Source organism: Trichococcus sp. (genome assembly GCF_055118575.1).
In genome coordinates this window covers 118,345-135,105 of record NZ_JBSQPW010000002.1, presented here as the reverse complement: position 1 = coordinate 135,105, position 16,761 = coordinate 118,345, and the positions used below count along the sequence as shown (strand labels likewise).

Annotated in this window: 14 protein-coding genes and 1 other annotated feature; of the genes, 1 reads left to right on the top strand and 13 read right to left on the bottom strand. The window is 47.8% G+C overall.

Going from position 1 to position 16,761, the window contains the following annotated elements; translation table 11 throughout:
* Positions 1-42 precede the first annotated feature (42 nt).
* The 8 genes from radC to ACTCCX_RS01160 form a co-directional block, all read right to left on the bottom strand.
* Positions 43-636 (bottom strand): RadC family protein, encoded by a 594-nt coding sequence (gene radC / locus ACTCCX_RS01195; protein ID WP_463274334.1) that lies wholly within the window; start codon positions 634-636, stop codon positions 43-45.
* Between the two features lie 57 nt (positions 637-693).
* The gene (locus ACTCCX_RS01190; RefSeq protein WP_463274333.1) at positions 694-1,353 is read right to left on the bottom strand and encodes an HAD family hydrolase; all 660 of its coding nucleotides are present in this window, start codon (positions 1,351-1,353) and stop codon (positions 694-696) included.
* A 1-nt stretch (position 1,354) separates the two neighbouring features.
* Positions 1,355-2,665: a bifunctional folylpolyglutamate synthase/dihydrofolate synthase gene (locus ACTCCX_RS01185; protein WP_463274332.1), complete on the bottom strand. Its 1,311-nt coding sequence runs from the start codon at positions 2,663-2,665 to the stop codon at positions 1,355-1,357.
* A gap of 90 nt (positions 2,666-2,755) precedes the next feature.
* Positions 2,756-5,404 (bottom strand): valine--tRNA ligase, encoded by a 2,649-nt coding sequence (locus ACTCCX_RS01180; protein WP_463274331.1) that lies wholly within the window; start codon positions 5,402-5,404, stop codon positions 2,756-2,758.
* 64 nt (positions 5,405-5,468) lie between these two features.
* Positions 5,469-5,693: a binding site (T-box leader), on the bottom strand.
* Positions 5,694-5,738: 45 nt separating this feature from the next.
* Positions 5,739-6,233 (bottom strand): thiol peroxidase, encoded by a 495-nt coding sequence (tpx, locus tag ACTCCX_RS01175; RefSeq protein ID WP_463274330.1) that lies wholly within the window; start codon positions 6,231-6,233, stop codon positions 5,739-5,741.
* 84 nt (positions 6,234-6,317) lie between these two features.
* Complete coding sequence (gene thiI, locus ACTCCX_RS01170) at positions 6,318-7,532, bottom strand: tRNA uracil 4-sulfurtransferase ThiI (protein ID WP_463274329.1); 1,215 nt, start codon at positions 7,530-7,532, stop codon at positions 6,318-6,320.
* 29 nt (positions 7,533-7,561) lie between these two features.
* On the bottom strand, positions 7,562-8,698 hold the full coding sequence (locus tag ACTCCX_RS01165) for a cysteine desulfurase family protein (protein ID WP_463274328.1): 1,137 nt from the start codon (positions 8,696-8,698) through the stop codon (positions 7,562-7,564).
* 174 nt (positions 8,699-8,872) lie between these two features.
* On the bottom strand, positions 8,873-10,591 hold the full coding sequence (locus tag ACTCCX_RS01160) for a septation ring formation regulator EzrA (protein WP_463274327.1): 1,719 nt from the start codon (positions 10,589-10,591) through the stop codon (positions 8,873-8,875).
* A 414-nt stretch (positions 10,592-11,005) separates the two neighbouring features.
* Between ACTCCX_RS01160 and rpsD the strand changes: the two genes are divergently transcribed.
* A complete protein-coding gene (rpsD, locus tag ACTCCX_RS01155; protein ID WP_068560083.1) occupies positions 11,006-11,617 on the top strand; it encodes a 30S ribosomal protein S4 in 612 nt (203 codons plus the stop codon).
* Between the two features lie 217 nt (positions 11,618-11,834).
* On the opposite strand, the gene ACTCCX_RS01150 is transcribed toward rpsD, so the two are convergent.
* The 5 genes from ACTCCX_RS01150 to ACTCCX_RS01130 are packed head-to-tail and all read right to left on the bottom strand — an operon-like array spanning position 11,835 to position 16,188.
* Complete coding sequence (locus ACTCCX_RS01150; RefSeq protein ID WP_463274326.1) at positions 11,835-12,497, bottom strand: DUF1054 family protein; 663 nt, start codon at positions 12,495-12,497, stop codon at positions 11,835-11,837.
* 36 nt (positions 12,498-12,533) lie between these two features.
* A complete protein-coding gene (locus tag ACTCCX_RS01145; protein WP_463274325.1) occupies positions 12,534-13,499 on the bottom strand; it encodes a siderophore ABC transporter substrate-binding protein in 966 nt (321 codons plus the stop codon).
* Positions 13,500-13,517: 18 nt separating this feature from the next.
* Entirely contained in the window at positions 13,518-14,279 is a 762-nt protein-coding gene (locus tag ACTCCX_RS01140) for an iron ABC transporter ATP-binding protein (RefSeq protein ID WP_463274324.1), read from the bottom strand.
* Positions 14,276-15,238 carry an iron chelate uptake ABC transporter family permease subunit gene (locus tag ACTCCX_RS01135; protein ID WP_463274323.1) on the bottom strand — a complete coding sequence of 321 codons (963 nt, stop codon included), beginning with the start codon at positions 15,236-15,238 and terminating at the stop codon, positions 14,276-14,278. The genes ACTCCX_RS01140 and ACTCCX_RS01135 overlap by 4 nt, the downstream gene beginning before the upstream one ends.
* Positions 15,235-16,188: an ABC transporter permease gene (locus tag ACTCCX_RS01130; RefSeq protein WP_463274322.1), complete on the bottom strand. Its 954-nt coding sequence runs from the start codon at positions 16,186-16,188 to the stop codon at positions 15,235-15,237. The genes ACTCCX_RS01135 and ACTCCX_RS01130 overlap by 4 nt, the downstream gene beginning before the upstream one ends.
* Positions 16,189-16,761: the final 573 nt, after the last annotated feature.

The following is a 16,761-nucleotide window of genomic DNA, read 5'->3' as shown; positions in this document are numbered from 1 at the left end:
ATTTCACCCGTCGGGCTTGGAGTTCACGACTTTCCTTTTGCCTTAGGACAATTCGGACAGTGTGCGCAATCTTTTCAATTGCGAACGTGTCTCACGATGATTGTGCGCGAGGATGATCCGCGCAGCCGCGAACCTTACCGCCTCCCGGAAAATCTCGCGCGGATGGGCGACCGAACTGTTCAAGCTGCCGATGAATATCGTCTTCTTCTTGATGATTTCGTTCTTTGTGTTCAGATAGACAGCCACCACGTGCTCTTGCTGCAGATCGCGCATCTCTTTCTGCAAAAGTGTGCCGGCGCTCTGCGTCGAAGTGATTGTTCCACTCTTCAATTGTGTGGCATTGGCTACGCGTACCCCCAATTCGACACAGGCCTTGATTTCGATTGCTTTGGTTCGGCCGATACCATTTATTGAAGTCAACTCTTCCAGTGAAGCCATCTTCAAGGAATGCAGATCTTCGAACTCATTCAGAACCCGCAATGCCAATTGAATGACATTACTGTCTCTGGGCCCTGTCCGCAAAATGATCGCCAATAGTTCATGCGTCGCCAAGGCTTTTTCTCCGAACTGATCCAATCTTTCACGCGGACGCGAGGCTTTTGGGACCTCCATCAGTAGATTTGTTTCTTGCACCATTGTTTTACCCCTTTCCTTCTGTCTACCCAATAAATACGCAGGAAGGAGCAATACAGGTTATTTCTCTTTCAGCCAATCCATGACCGCGTGCAGATCCGGCAAAATGTCTATCGTTTTGGCTTTTGCTTCGTCATCAGGAACAATGAGATCCGGGATCATGATCACTTCGATGCCCGCATCATAGGCTGCGCGGATACCGTTAAGCGAATCTTCCAGGATCAGACAGTCTTCTTTCGGAATGCCGAGGGGTTTCCAGGCCTTAACGAAAATTTCCGGGTCCGGTTTGGCGAAAGATACTTCATCTCCACAGACTTGGTAGCGGAAGTACTGCGAAATATCAGCCAATTCTAGGTAAAAACTGACCTCACTCCTCCGGCTGCTGGATGCGACAACGCATACCACGCCTTCCTGCTTCAGAAAAGCCAACAGATCATAAAGGCCTTTTTTGACCGGGAGCCATTGCTCGGAAGCGATGTCCGTCTGCCTCTTCTTCATTTTCCGCAGAAATCGTTCAGCCAGTTCAGCATCCCCGAAATCGGAAGCCAATTCAGGCATCACGTCTTTGTCGGATCTTCCTACTTGTTTCAGGTAATAATCGAAGTCGAATGCTATCGGCAAGGCCATTTCTTCAGCCAATTCACCTTGTGCCTGATAGCCCAACGTTTCCGTATCGAACATCAATCCATCCATATCAAAAATGATCGCTTTTTTACGCATTTCAAAACTCCTCATCCTTTAATAAATAATGTCTTACTTCGGAAAGAAAATACAGCGAGCCTGTAACCAACAACATACCCCCTTCGGACTGTTTCGTCGTCAGATCATCGATCGCAAAGCGCCAATCTTCGTAGGCTGCCGCTTGCGATACGCCCATCCGCTCGCACAATTCCTTGATTGATGCAGCCCTCGGGAAATCGAAACTGGTAACGTGTAGTTTGCTGCCGGGAATCGACTTGATCAACTGGCCCATTTCCTCCAGATCCTTATCTGCCAACGCCGCCAACAGAATGGTGATGTCTTTGTCAGCAAACTTCTTCTTGATCGCTTCAGTCAGAACTTCCATTGCTGGGATATTGTGGGCACCATCCAACATGACAAACGGAGCTTGGGAAATGATTTCCATCCGGACCGGCCAGGCCGCCCCCAGAAGTCCTGCTTTGACTGTCGCTTCCGAGTAGCTTAAAGCGTGTTTTTCGCAGAACAGCAAGAACGTTTGCAGCGCTGTAGCCGCGTTGTCTACTTGATGTCCACCCATCAGTGTGATTTCAAGGTTTTCGAACGTCCCCAATCGGGATGAGAAATCAAAGACTTCGTGGTAATCGGAACCCTCATGCCAGTTGGAGACGCTGAAGTCCGGGCCGAATGCATACAAAGGTGCAGCCTGTCTTTCTGCAGTGTCCTGCATAACCGCCACGGCCACTTCAGGCAATCTTCCGATGACAACAGGTGTCTCTTGCTTGATGATGCCCGCTTTCTGATAGGCGATTTCCGCAAGGGTATCCCCAAGGATATTGCTGTGGTCTTTGCCTATCGTCGTGATGAGCGACAGATCCGGTTCGGCAATATTTGTGCTATCGTAAAGCCCGCCTAAGCCGACTTCCAACAAAACGACATCGCAAGGGTGGGAACCGAAATAGGAGAACATCATTGCGGTCACCACTTCGAATTCCGTCAGCGGACCCATATCGGTCAGGCTGATTTCCTCATAGAGTGCATGCAGTATGTTCGCTTGCTCCAGCACATCCTCATCCGGAATATTCGCTCCATTCACACCGATCCTTTCGTTGAAACTGACGATATGCGGCGACGTGAAAGTCCCAACCGTATAACCAGCCGCCATGAACAGGCTTCTCAAGTAAGCAACATTCGATCCTTTTCCGTTTGTTCCGGCAATATGGATGGATCTGAATTTACGTTCCGGGTGATCCAGTTTTTCCATCAACCATTTCATCCGGACTATTCCCGGTTTTGGGCCCATGCCTTTGCGGGTATGGATCCATTCCATCGCTTCTTCATAAGTTGCAAACATTTGCCTCTTCACTCCATTTCTATTTAAGAAGAACCCTATCTACAAAGGAACTTGCCAATAGGGTTCTTCTTGTTCAATTTGATCCAAACATCAAGCTAACTGTTCTTTTAGGGCAGCGATGCGCTCTTCCACAGCCACCAATTTTTCGCGGTATTCCGCTCCTTTTTGCTTCTCTCCATCAATTACAGCCTGCGGGGCTTTGCTGATGAATTTTTCATTGTTCAACTTGCTATCAACACGGTCGACTTCTTTGGTCAATTTCTCCGCTTCCTTCTCGAGACGGGAAATCTCATCTTCCAATTTGATCAGACCGGCCAATGGCATATATACCTCTCCGCCTGAGAAAACTGCGGTGACAGCGTCGCTGGCTGCCTGGATGTGTTGGCCGATTTCCAGTGTATCCGGATTGCAGAAGCGGAAGATGTACGATTCATTGGCGCGGAAAATCGCTTCGGTCTCCTCGTCATTGACTTTCAATTGCATCGGAACTTTCTTGGACAACGGTGTGTTCATTTCAGCGCGGACATTGCGGACGCCGCGGATCAACTCGATCAGTTTTTCCATGGCTTCTTCAGCGGCTTCATCGATCTGGCTGTGATCCGCTTCCGGATAGGCTGCCGTCACGATGGAATCGCCTTGATGCGGTACATTCTGCCAAATTTCTTCGGTGACGAACGGCATGACCGGATGCAATAAGCGCAACACATTATCCAAAACATATGCCAAGATGCTGCGGGTTGTCTGTTTCGCCTCTTCATTTTCCCCTTGCAGCACTTCCTTGGACATTTCGATATACCAGTCGCAGTAATCGTCCCAGATGAAACGGTACAACAAGCGACCGGCTTCCCCGAACTCAAACTTCTCGAACAGATCTGTCACTTTTATGATGGTCTTGTTCAGGCTGGAAAGGATCCATTTATCGGCGATTGTCTTCTCTCCTGAGATATCGATAGCATCGAATGTCAGATCTTCCAGATTCAGCAGCACATAACGGCTGGCATTCCAGATTTTATTGATGAAGTTCCAGGCTGCATCCATCTTTTCATAGCTGAAGCGGACATCCTGACCCGGTGCGGATCCGTTGGCCAAGAACCAACGCAAGGCATCCGCCCCATATTTTTCGACGACTTCCATCGGATCGATTCCATTTCCGAGCGACTTGCTCATCTTGCGTCCTTGCTCATCACGAATCAGACCATGAATCAGCACATTCTCGAACGGATGCTTTTCCGTGAACTCCAGACTCTGGAAGATCATCCGGCTTACCCAGAAGAAGATGATATCATACCCCGTCACCAACGTGCTGGTAGGGAAATAACGTTTGAAATCTTCCGCTTCTTCATCCGGCCAGCCCATCGTCGAGAACGGCCAAAGCGCCGAACTGAACCACGTATCCAGAACATCCTCGTCCTGTGTCCAATTTTCGCTGTCGCTTGGGGCTTCCATACCGACGTACATTTCGCCGGTTTCCTTATGATACCAGGCCGGGATTTGATGTCCCCACCACAGTTGACGGGAGATGACCCAGTCGTGGACATTGCCCATCCAAGTCAGGAAAGTACTCTCGAATCGTTCCGGATAGAAGGAAACTTTTTCCTCAGTGGATTGGTTTCCGACTGCCCGTTCAGCCAACGGTTGCATTTTGACGAACCATTGCGTCGAGATGCGCGGTTCCACAACAACATTTGTGCGTTCCGAATGTCCTACGCTATGGGTCATTTCTTCAACTTTGACCAAATAGCCCAGTTCTTTCATATCTTTAACGATCGCTTTGCGCGCTGCAAAACGGTCCATGCCTGCATATTTCCCGGCCGCTTCGTTCATCGTTGCATCATCGTTCATGACGTTTACTTGCGGCAAATCGTGGCGCAGACCGACTTCAAAGTCGTTCGGGTCATGAGCCGGTGTGATTTTTACGACCCCGGTCCCGAAGTCCATCTCGACATAATCATCGGCTATGACGGGGATTTCCCGGTTCACCAGCGGCAAAGTCACGGTCTTGCCGATGAACTGCTGATATCTTTCATCTTCCGGATGAACAGCAATGGCGGTATCACCAAGCATCGTTTCCGGACGGGTAGTCGCCAATTCCAGATAGCCCGAACCATCCGTCATCGGATAGCGGAAGTGGTAGAAGGCGCCCTGCACGTCCTTATGGATGACTTCGATGTCGGATAAGGCAGTTTTCGCTTTGGGATCCCAGTTGATGATGTAGGCACCGCGATAGATCAAGCCTTTTTCGTACAAGCCGACGAAGACTTTACGGACTGCATCCGACAAACCGTCGTCCAATGTGAATCGCTCCCGATCATAATCAACGGAAATGCCCATTTTTCCCCATTGCTCGCGGATGACGCTGGCGTAATCTTCTTTCCATTCCCAAACCTTGTCGACAAAGGCCTCTCGACCCAAGTCATAACGGGTAAGGCCCTCTTCGGCTAATTTCGCTTCAACCTTGGCTTGGGTAGCGATGCCGGCGTGGTCCATACCCGGCAACCACAATGTATCGAATCCCTGCATGCGTTTTTGGCGGATCAGCATATCCTGCAACGTCACATCCCAGGCATGGCCCAAGTGCAGTCTTCCCGTTACATTTGGAGGCGGAATCACGATTGAATACGGTTTTTTGCTCTTGTCACCGCTAGGCTTGAACAGCCCCGCTTCCACCCATTTTTGATATTTCCCAGATTCCACTTGCTGGGATTGATATTTTGTCGGCATTGCGTCTGCTTTAGACATTCAGCCACTTCCTCTCTCTTTTTTACATCGATTTGTTGCGAAAAAAAACGCCCTGCATACGAATATGCAGGACGATATGAATCGCGGTACCACCTAAATTACAGGAATCGGATTCCTGTCTCTCTTTTTGATAACGGAGAATACTCCGAGCTGCGCTACTCAGTCCATAGACCTTCACGCAACTTGCTCACAAGCTACTTCACTTTCCTTCCCCAAAAAAGCTTTCACCAAACGCTTTTCTCTCTTGTGTGGTTCCGGGTAAGTTACTCTTCTTGATCGAAGCTTTATTTATACTCCACTAGTTTAGCACCTTTTGATTGAAATCTCAATGCGATCAGAGTAATTTTTTGGCAGCATCCAATGCTGCTTCTTCATTCGGCTCCGTCGCGATTTCAGGGACGATTTCCATATAGGACAGGACGCCTTCTTTGTCGATGACGAACACGCTGCGGGCCAACTTGTTGCCCATTTTTGGGATTTTAAGCCCATAAGCTTCGCCGAACTCGCCTGCGTCGTCATGCAGCATCTGCATATCGATGCCGTTCGCCGAGCACCAGTCATTCAATTCTTCTTTTGTATTTCTCGAAACCGACAACAACTTCAAGCCTTCGATGTTCGCCGCCGTCTCGTTGAATGTGCGTGTTTGTTTGTCGCAGACGCTCGTATTGATATCTGGGAATACGCTGATCAAGACAACTGAACCGCGCAGATCATCCAAAGCTACCTTTTCGTCTTCCGTATTGTACAACGAAAACGCCGGCGCCTTCTTCCCAACCACTGGCTGCGTCCCTAAAACTTCAACAATTTCACCCTTCAATGTGACTTGCATGAAAACATTCCCCCTTAACCGATAATACTTTCATTATACAGATAAGCGGTGATTAATGGTAAAGATACGCTCTCGCAGGACAAATCAAAGCAGATCAGAAAAAAGTGCCTCGTCTTGGCTGGCGGTGTCCTCACGGCCGGTGATGCTCGACACAATGACGCCCGCAATCGCACGCGCCACGAGCGGTTCCAAATCAAGGAGCGCTTCAAAGCGTCTGGCCTTATCCAAATGCGGTTTCGTTTTTGGCGACGGTGGCGCAAAAATCGTGCAGCAATCCTCGAATGGTTGCACCGACAAATCAAACGTATCGATTTTCTGTGCCAATGCGATGATTTCCAATTTGTCCATCGTTGCTACCGGGCGGATGATCGGCGTCGTTGTGACATCATTGATGGCGACCATGCTTTCCAGCGTCTGGGAAGCAACTTGGGCCAAAGATTCCCCGTTGAAGATAGCCAGTCCTTTACGTTCCGCTCTGATGGCATCCGTGATCCGCAGCATCATCCGGCGCGTGACCGTCATCAGATAATCCGCAGGCACTTTCTCTTTGATTTCTTCCTGGATTTCCGTGAACGGCACTTCGATGAACTGAATTTCACCGCCGAATTTGGTCAATTTCCCAGCCAGATTTTTGGCTTTTTGCAAGGCTTGCGGACTAGTGTACGGCGGACTGTGGAAATGCACTGCCTCGATCTTAACACCGCGTTTCATGGCAAGATAACCAGCCACCGGCGAATCGATTCCGCCCGAAAGCATGAGCATGCCTCTGCCGCCGGTACCGACAGGCAAGCCGCCAGCTCCCTGATAAGTTTGCGTGCTGAGCATAATGCCACTGGTCTTGATGTCTACGCGCACAAGGATATCCGGCTGCTTCATCTTGACCGCAACGCCCGGGAAAGCATCCAAAACGGTGGCCCCCAACTCGGCATTCATGAAGGTCGTGTCATGCTCGTAGTCATGATCCGAACGACGTGTGGCGATTTTGAATGTCTTGCCGGCAGTATCCATTTTGGCAAGCAACTCCACCAAAATCCGTTTCACTTCGCTAAGATCTCGCGAGACCAGATAGACAGGGGAATAATTTTGGATTCCGAACACATGTTGGAGACGATCGAGAATGTCAGTTTCGTCAGCTCCATTCAGTTCCAACAACATAAAGTCGTGCTCGGGTTTGATTTTGATTTCAGGATGATCCTTTGTGACCATCCTGACATTTTGCGCCAATTGTTGGACAAAACGTTTTTTGTTTTTTCCTTTGGTGGACAATTCGCCAAAGCGGATTTGAATGTGCGTTTCCATTTATCTTCTCTTCCAATCTGTCAGTTATTCTATTGTATCTTTTGGAATTGTTCGTGCAATTTCCGGAAATGTTCAATGAAGGTTTCCGCTTCTGCTTCCGTATTCTCGCCGGAAAGGCTTATCCGGACCGCACATTGGCTCCAGGAAACGGGCACGCCCATCGATCCCAATGTGTAGGGGGTGCCTTTCTTCCTGCTCGAGCAGGCGCTGGTTGTTGAAATGAAGATACCTTGGCTTTCGAATGCGTGGACCATCACTTCTCCCCGGACGCCTTTCATGGCGAAACAGAGGATATGGCCGGCTCCGCCTTCAGGCGAAAAGATTCTGACATCCTCGTATTCCGAAAGGGCTGCAACCAGCTTGCTCCGAACCAACTGTTCTTGCTTGCGGCTTGAAGCACTGCTTTCAAGCGTCATGCGCAGAGCCTTCGCCATCGCTGCGACCCCCCCCACATTCTCTGTTGTGCTGCGCATCCCTGACTCTTGACCGCCTCCGGTTAACAGCGGTGCGATCCGTTTGCCATGTTTTTTGTAAAGGATCCCTATGCCTTTTGGGCCGTGGAATTTGTGCGCTGAAAGCGACAAAAGATCCACACGGGGATGGCGGATTAGCGGCTCGCATTCGCCGACTGCCTGCACGGCATCCACATGGAAATGGACCCAAGGATAATTTTCCAGCAACGCGCCGATGGCCTCGATTGGTTGGATGCTGCCGACTTCATTATTGATGGCCATGATGCTCAGCAGGACCGTATCTTTTCTTATCGCTTTCTCAAGCTCCTCGATGGACACGATTCCGTCCGCATCGACAGGCAAGTAGGTGACTTCAAAACCTAGCTTCTCCAGCTGCTCCAATGACTTAGAGACGGCAGGATGTTCGACAGAAGAGGCAATCATGTGTTTCCCTGAAGCGAACTTCTCCATCGCTGTGCCTTTGATCGCCCAGTTGTCGCTCTCTGTGCCGCCGCTCGTGAAGAAAATTTCATCCGGTTGGGCGCCCAGCAATTGTGCGACCTGTTTACGCGATTGCTGCAGCAAAGCATCCGCTTCATTACCTAATCTGTGCAGACTGGAGGGATTGCCAAAGAATTGTTCATTGACCTTCCGGTAAGTATCCAAAACTTCCGGATACATTTTTGTTGTCGCACTGTTGTCAAAATAAATCATTTTTATCTACACTTCCTTACTGACTTTGCACTCTCATCGGGATATCCTATCCATTATATAGAAAATGCCTGACCATGAAAAGCATACGGCTTAAATTTCTTGCGTTCCCATCTGACAGCATCGAAAAAGGGGCCGAGACAACGTCCCGACCCCTGCGTATTTTTGGTTCTGAATTTAATAGTAGCGGCGATTCTTTTCTTCCTGATAGGATTCTTCCACTTTGCGGGCAGCCCCTGATTCGACGCGATTCAGCGGAAGTTTGATGGCTTCCAACGCACCTTCATAGTCATATTCGCGATGGAAAAGCACCAAAGCTTTGTTGATGGCATTTTCGATCTCCACATGCGAATGACGGAAACGGTTAGCGTACTGGATCATATACTCTGTCAGCATCGCATTGTCCACGATTGCTTGCGTTTGGTTATCCAACATTTCGATATCCTCTTCGCACATCTTGGAAATCGCATCAATTTCATCCATATCGATCTTCACGCGGTTCAATTTGGAAGCCAAATCTTCGATGCGGTCCGTTACCGAGAAGAAAAGATCCAAATAGACTTTCGGCAAGCCAGGCAGATGGTATTTTTCGATTGTCCGTTTCATATTGCGCATGTCCAACTCGTAAAGATCGATACTGTCCTTGATTTCCTTTTCGCGGTTGCGCAAATCGCTCAGGTTGCTTACCAATTCGGACTGTTCTTTGTCGATTTCGGAAAGACGCTGGCTGATTTTTTCGTAATATTCACGGACGACTGAATAGGAAATCTCATGTTCCTTCATCATCTTTTCGTAGTAACGCAAAGCTTCATTTTCCTTCAGCAACTGCTCTTCGAACTCTTGCGCGCGGCCCAGCTCATTTTTGTTCAGGAAGTAATTCTGGGAAACGCGGTCGATTTCCAGCAGCACATAACGATTGCTCTGCAGGACATGGTCCATTTTCTTTTGCAGATTAGCCGTATGGCGTCCCACAAAATCCTTGGCTTCCATTTCCTTCTCCATGATGGCATAGACCGCTTCGATATCGCGTTCGACCTTATCCATCTTCTTGCCGGCTTCATTGATATCAGCAAGGCCGATGGAATCTTTTGCTTCCTGGATTTCTTTTTCGACCTCAGCTATCTCAGCAGGTACATCCACACCTTCGAAAATGTACTTTTCATCCAATAGGCGTTTGTAGCCGTCTTTCAGATCGTTCACTTGCTCTTCGTACTCTGTTTTGATTTTTTCGTTCAGTTCAGGAATCTTTTCGACGACTTCTTCCATCACCAGCAAATCCTGCTCGATGCGCGATAAAATTTCTTTGGCTTCCATATGGTCGCCCTCGTTCGTCAATGAGTTGAATTTCGTGAAATCCAGCTCCATATAGTTCAGGTTCTTCTCCAACGTTTCGATGGCTGGACCGAATGTGAAGCTATGCGCCAGTAATTGTTTGCGGATTTTATTGTAGCGTTCCTGAATTTCTTCCAATTCTTTCCGGTTTTCCTGTGCACTTTCCAATAATTTTTCGAGTGCCTTGTTCACTTTTTCGACGCTGTTTTTTGTTTCATCGATCAATTGGTCCGCTTGCGAAATGGCTTGCTTCGCTTTGATGAAATTCATGCGTTGAATGTACTGTTCGGCACTGACCAGCGCCGCCTCAATTTCAGGATACTGAAAACGCGTAATGGTCTGCCACGTGGCTTGCCAACTCTCATAGGTGCGCTTCGTTTGCCCTGTCAAATTCATGTTTTTCAACGTGAACAGATTGTCGGCCACCGGTATGGCCATCGCTTTTTGTTTCTTCTCATCGATTGCTTTGATCCGATTCGCTTGTTGTCTTGTCAAATACATGATCGCACCATACCCGACCAATACTAACAATATTATCGCTACTAACCAATATATAAACTCCATCAATAAATCCTCCACCTATTCCGACAATTTCGTTTATTTGATTTAAAATTGAAAACGCCCAATATATCTCATTTTTTAGTATAACATAGAAAGAACCAATCAGAAACCAGAAAATTATATGGAAACTTAATTCCTTTCCTTGGAATGGTAAAAGCGTTCCACAACAGCCCAAAACAGGAAAAACATCACTTTTCCATTGTATTAACTTCCATTGTTTGGTACAATAATCTTCGTGTAAAATAATGCAGCGAGAAAGAAGCACCCGCGTCAACAGTTCATCGCCATCTGTAGATGGTTCAATTGCGTACCCTTGCGGCTGCATAAGGTGAAGATTGAAGGATGACCTGCACGCATTGCTGACTTATCATTCTTATTTTACTCCAAAAATCAAACATTTATTGGAGGAATTTTATTATGTCACGTTATACAGGACCAAGTTGGAAACAAGCTCGTCGTCTAGGCATCTCCCTTTTGGGAACAGGTAAAGAATTGGAGCGTCGTCCATACGTTCCAGGTCAACACGGCCCTAACAACCGTAAAAAATTATCTGAATATGCTATGCAATTGCAAGAAAAACAAAAATTGCGTCACATGTACGGCATGAACGAACGCCAATTCGCAACTTTATTCAAAAAAGCTGGTAAAATCAAAGAAGGTAAACAAGGTGTTAACTTCATGATCTTATTGGAACAACGTTTGGATAACGTAGTTTACCGTTTAGGTTTGGCTTCTACTCGTCGTCAAGCACGTCAATTAGTTAACCACGGTCACGTAACTGTCGATGGCAAACGTGTCGATATCCCTTCATACGAAGTGGCTGTTGGCCAAGTAATCGGCTTGCGTGAAAAATCCAAAAACTTGGTAGTTGTTAAAGCAGCTGCTGAAGCTTTGTTCGGACGTCCTGACTTCATTACTTTCGACGAAGAAAAATTGGAAGGTTCATTGAACCGTCTGCCAGTTCGCGAAGAATTGCCAGCTGAAATCGATGAGTCATTCGTAGTAGAATACTACAACAAATTAGGCTAATCTCCCCGGAGAGCGGCATCAAGGAACCGGCAAAGCAATTTGCCGTTTTTTTGTACAAGAAAACCGGATTTACGCAAGAAAAGCTGAACGGGTTCGTTCAGCCCTGATTATGGTGAAGCACTTTTCAATCCGAAAAATTTTATACTTTCCTTGTATACCAAAAAGGACTGAACAGCGATCCCTGTTCAGTCCTTTTTGGTATGTCGCGGTTCCGCCTTCATCGGTATAATTCCATGCAGGCCCGATAGAGCGGTAGCAGTTCATGAAGCGTCTCCTCCATCACTGCCAACGTGTCTTCTTCACTAGCCAAACGCGGATCGGCTGGCGCCAACTTGCGGCCGATCAACAGCTCAGCTTTCTTCACATCCCGCAATCGGATCAGGACAGACTCCCAATTGACTGCCTCAATCGGAAGCACATCCGGCACGGTATGGTCGACCGAAACGACGTAATCACGCGGCAATCTTTGCAGTTCCGGAATCCGTTCCAATAAAGTGGCCGCCATTTCTTTTTCTTTGACTGGTTGATCGATCAGACAAAGATAAAAGCTGACACCTTCTTTCGCAATCCCGATCTGGAAATGCGGATATTTCTTGTAGCCCCTCGTGTCCCCACCGATGGCGCACCAGGTATTCTCAGGTGCATACTTCGTCCGGCGCAGGTGCTTGGCGATATGGACAGGCACCTCCGACTCAACACCCTCTTCCGAAACCATGAAGCGGGCGCCCGCTTCCGCAAAATACCGGAACTTGGGTTGGATCCGTTCGCGGATGGCCGCCATCCTTTCGTCGAGCCCCTGAATGTCAAAAACGTTGAAGTCTTCCTTATTGAAATGTTTTGCTCCCAAACCGTGCACCTCTTTCTGATTTCCTTCCATCATTATAGAGAAAAATCCATAAGAGGGACAATCTTTTGCTTACTGGAAGTCCGCTGCGAGCTCTTCGACCATCAGATGGATTGATTCAATCCCGCCGCCTGAAAGATACCACAAATCGGAGGACAGGTTGATGATTTTATTGTTCATGTAAGCATCGGTTTGATAGACGAACTCATTCTCCAATAGCGCCGCATTTTCATCGGAAGCTGTCCCGACAGCCGCCGTGCGATCGACTACAAACAAAATTTGCGGATTGATTTCCAGCAAACCTTCATATCCGATGGACTGCCCATGTGTAGAATCCTCGATCGCTGCATCCACAGGCGTGAAGCCCAATGTATCATAAATGAAACCAAAACGTGAGCCCGTGCTGAAAGCGGACATGCTGCCGTCGTTCAAAAGCAATGTCAATGTTTTCTCGTTGATTCCGGCTGTCGTCGTTTTCACGGCCTCTATCTCCTCGCCCAAGGTTGTGATGGCATCTTCCGCTGCTTCCTCCTCGTCAAAAATCGTCCCCAAGGTAGTGGTGTTCTTTTGGACCGATCCCCAATAGTCCGTGTAGTCGACGCTGAGTACGACTACAGGAGCGATTTCCTCCAGTTGTTCCGCGAAGTCCGCCAAGCGGTTCGAAATGATGATGAGTTCCGGCGCCATAGCCGCCAACGCCTCCATATTCGGTTCCTTAAGCGTCCCTACATTCTCGAATTGATCAGCTTTATCCGCTAGATAAGCCGGCATGTTTTCGGTCGCAGTACCCGCAACCGCCTCCTGTTTGCCCAAAGCAATCAGCGTATCCAAATGTCCAAAATCCAAAACAGCCACGTTTTCTGGATTTTTAGGCACTTCTATTGATCCGCGTGCATCCTCGATGGTCACCGTTGCTTCAGTTTCCTCGGCGGATGCTGTTGTTGAGTCTGCCGTATCGACAGTCCCTCCCTGGGCTCCGCAAGCCGCCAAGGTAAACAGTGCTGCAAAACTTATGATTGTCTTTTGCCATTTTTTCATATGTCATTCTCCTCTATGTTAAATTGCTTGATAAGTGCAATGTTTTTTCCCATCGGCAGTCGTGATGACTTCCAAGGGCACTTCATATAATTCCTGCAAAACTTGTGTCTGGATGACTTCCTCGACCGTGCCGCTCCGAAATACTTTCCCATTTTTCATGGCGATGATGTTGTCCGAAAAGACGGAAGCGAAATTAACGTCATGGATGACGACAAGAATGGTTTTACCCAATTCATCAGCCAAGTTTCGGATGGTCTGCATCGTTACGATACTTTGCTTCAGGTCGAGATTGTTCAAAGGTTCATCCAATAAGATGTAATCGGTATCCTGCACCAGGATCATCGCAATGGCTGCCCGCTGGAGTTGTCCCCCAGACAAAGTATCCAAATAGCGGTTTGAGAAATCCACAAGGTTCAGATAGCCAAGAACCTTGTCGATCATGGCATGATCTTCATCATTCAGCCTGCCCTTCGTATAAGGAAACCTGCCGAACGAGACCAGTTCGCGGACCGTCATACGCACTTGATAGGCATTTTGTTGTTTCAGGATCGAAAGCTCCTTCGCCAGTTCATCGGATTGCCAGGCTTCGATTTCTTTGCCGTGTATTGTCAATATGCCCTCGTCCTTGGTCAACAGACGGCTGATGACCGAAAGGAGCGTACTTTTGCCTGCCCCATTTGGACCGATGAAAGCTGTGATTTTTCCTTTCTCGATCGCCAAAGAGATGTCATCCAATACCTTTTCATCCTCATAGGCTTTGCTGACGTTACTGATTTTCATAACTTGCTCCTTTCCTTCCATAATAACCAAAAGAAATAGATTCCCCCGAACAGTTCGACCAAGATACTCAGATTCGTCTGCAGCTTGAAGACTTCCTCCACCAGAAATTGTCCAGCCACGACCATCACGAAACTGAGCAGACTCGCCCCTGGCAACAAGTAGTTCAAGCAATAGGTCCTGAATAGCCGATACGCAATATTCGCCGCCACAAATCCAAGGAACATCATCGGTCCGACGAGCGCTGCAGATACTGTCATCAACAGGATGACGTGCATGAAGGTGAGCTTCGTCTCCTTTTCCACAGCGACCCCCAGATTTTTGGCGGTTTGCGTTCCCAGTCCTAAAACTTCCAATACTTTCCGCTTGCGCCACAGACTGACGATCGAAAACACGGCGATCGGAATGGCCAAGAAAAGCACAGAATCATTGATGTTCTGAAAACTGGCATAAAGCTTCGTCTGCAACTTGTCATACTCATTCGGATCCATCAGAACCTGCATGAAGGAGCTGATACTGTTGAAGAAGGTACCCATGACGAGCCCAATCATCAGAATGACCTGCATATCGTAATTTTTCCGATTCCAGGAAAGCCGGTACAGCAAAAAGTAACTGCCAAGCATCAGTAACAGCAGGAAAATGAACTGCCATTCCGCATTCATTTGGCTGCCCAGCAGCGAGAAACTGAAGAACATCAACACTGTCTGCAGAAGGCGGTAGAAGGATTCGACCCCTAGAATGCTGGGAGTCAAAAAGTTGCTGTGCACAACTGTCTGAAAGCTGACCGTTGCAAAAGCAGTGCTGATGCTGATGACGGCGAATGTCAAAAGCTTCGTGCTCCGCAACTTCATGATGAACGCGTTGCCGATTCCTTGATTCCAAAAGAAATATCCGAAAGCCAAAGCCACCGCGATCACAGCCAACCGTTTCATGATGATGCGGTTTTTCAACACATTTTTCATGCAGTCCGTCCTCCCTTCAGCAACAGCCACAGGAACAAGCCACCGCCGAAAACACCCAGAACCGTTTCCACCGGTATTTCGTATGGCGGGATGACCGATCGCGCAAAGACATCGCAGAGAAGCAAGAATATCGCTCCGAAAAGCGCAACTTTGCCGTGGGTATTGCGGATGTTATCACCGAAACGCAACGAGACAAGATTCGGGATGATGACTCCTAAAAATGGCAGATTGCCGACCGTACTCAGGATGACAGCGACAGTCAAAGAGACGAACAGCGTCCCGATGAACAGGACTGCTTCAAAAGGCAGGCCAAGGTTTTTGGCCGCGTCTTTCCCGAAACGTGCAATCGTAAAATGATCGGCAAAAAAATAGAGTGCCAAAAACAACAGGAAGATGAGGTACATCCCCTCATACTGCCCTTTGATGACCAACGAAAAATCACCTTGCATCCAGGCGGAAAGGTTCTGCGTGACGTTGAAGCGGAAGGCAAAAAAATTGGCGATCCCTCCCAAAATATTTCCGTACATCAAGCCCAGCAAAGGGATCGTCATCTGGCTCCTGAAAGGCAAGCGGTTCACCACCACCAAAAAAAGGAAGGTCCCCGCCGCCGCAAAGAGGAAAGAGAGGGTCATCTTCCCCACAACCGATAAACCCGGAAAGAAAATCATGCCGCACAGCATACCGACTCTTGCTGCATCTACCGTTCCGACTGTATCAGGAGCGGCAAATCGATTCTGCGTCAATGACTGCATTATTAGTCCGGATAAAGATAAGCCCGCACCAGCCAATAGAACCGTAATGGTCCTTGGCAGGCGTGACGACAATAAGATCAAACGGTCCGTGTTGCTCCCGACCCAAAACTGTTCCAGTGAAAACGCAGCTGTTCCCACGCCGAGGGAAAGTACGATTGCTACTGCCACCATCAGAACAAGCAATATTTTCTTCAACATCTACTCACCATCTTCCAAAAGAAACTACTTAATGATAACGATTCTAATTGAGAACCATTCTCAATTAGTGGTATAGGTGCTATTCTACTGGATGCGGAAATAAAACACAAGACCAAATATGAGATTTTCATGAATAAAAGTAAGCTATTTTAAGGAAAGCGCCACCAATATCCGAAATTTTAAACCTCGAAAAATCAAAGACCAGCCATTGCTGACAATTACGCAACTTAAGGGTGCTCACAAATTAGCAGCGGGAGAAAATGGGATGGGTTGGCAATCAGAAAGCAGAAGAAATGCTTAGCACGGTGGGCAAAATTGTCGAATAGGTGAGGTGGATCCGACAATTTGACATCCGATCAAGCCTAGATTATCGAATGTCGAGAAACATCCAACAATTTGGCCTCATGTCTGATCGAAATTTATCGAATAGCTGCTGAACATCTGGCCATCATTTTAGGTGCATGAAACATTTTGCAAACGTGTGAAACACCTACGGTGAAGCACTTTTCAATCCGAAAAATTTTATACTTTCCTAGTATATTAAAAAAAGCGGGCATGCATACCCGCTTTTTT

What these genes read in the sequence shown, in the direction of transcription:
- ACTCCX_RS01165 (WP_463274328.1), bottom strand. Translation starts at nt 8,698, where the DNA reads ATGATTTATTTTGACAACAGTGCGACAACAAAAATGTATCCGGAAGTT.
- thiI (WP_463274329.1), bottom strand. Translation starts at nt 7,532, where the DNA reads ATGGAAACGCACATTCAAATCCGCTTTGGCGAATTGTCCACCAAAGGA.
- ACTCCX_RS01130 (WP_463274322.1), bottom strand. Translation starts at nt 16,188, where the DNA reads ATGTTGAAGAAAATATTGCTTGTTCTGATGGTGGCAGTAGCAATCGTA.
- ACTCCX_RS01140 (WP_463274324.1), bottom strand. Translation starts at nt 14,279, where the DNA reads ATGAAAATCAGTAACGTCAGCAAAGCCTATGAGGATGAAAAGGTATTG.
- ACTCCX_RS01160 (WP_463274327.1), bottom strand. Translation starts at nt 10,591, where the DNA reads ATGGAGTTTATATATTGGTTAGTAGCGATAATATTGTTAGTATTGGTC.
- radC (WP_463274334.1), bottom strand. Translation starts at nt 636, where the DNA reads ATGGTGCAAGAAACAAATCTACTGATGGAGGTCCCAAAAGCCTCGCGT.
- ACTCCX_RS01135 (WP_463274323.1), bottom strand. Translation starts at nt 15,238, where the DNA reads ATGAAAAATGTGTTGAAAAACCGCATCATCATGAAACGGTTGGCTGTG.
- rpsD (WP_068560083.1), top strand. Translation starts at nt 11,006, where the DNA reads ATGTCACGTTATACAGGACCAAGTTGGAAACAAGCTCGTCGTCTAGGC.
- ACTCCX_RS01180 (WP_463274331.1), bottom strand. Translation starts at nt 5,404, where the DNA reads ATGTCTAAAGCAGACGCAATGCCGACAAAATATCAATCCCAGCAAGTG.
- ACTCCX_RS01150 (WP_463274326.1), bottom strand. Translation starts at nt 12,497, where the DNA reads ATGATGGAAGGAAATCAGAAAGAGGTGCACGGTTTGGGAGCAAAACAT.
- ACTCCX_RS01145 (WP_463274325.1), bottom strand. Translation starts at nt 13,499, where the DNA reads ATGAAAAAATGGCAAAAGACAATCATAAGTTTTGCAGCACTGTTTACC.
- ACTCCX_RS01185 (WP_463274332.1), bottom strand. Translation starts at nt 2,665, where the DNA reads ATGTTTGCAACTTATGAAGAAGCGATGGAATGGATCCATACCCGCAAA.
- ACTCCX_RS01190 (WP_463274333.1), bottom strand. Translation starts at nt 1,353, where the DNA reads ATGCGTAAAAAAGCGATCATTTTTGATATGGATGGATTGATGTTCGAT.
- tpx (WP_463274330.1), bottom strand. Translation starts at nt 6,233, where the DNA reads ATGCAAGTCACATTGAAGGGTGAAATTGTTGAAGTTTTAGGGACGCAG.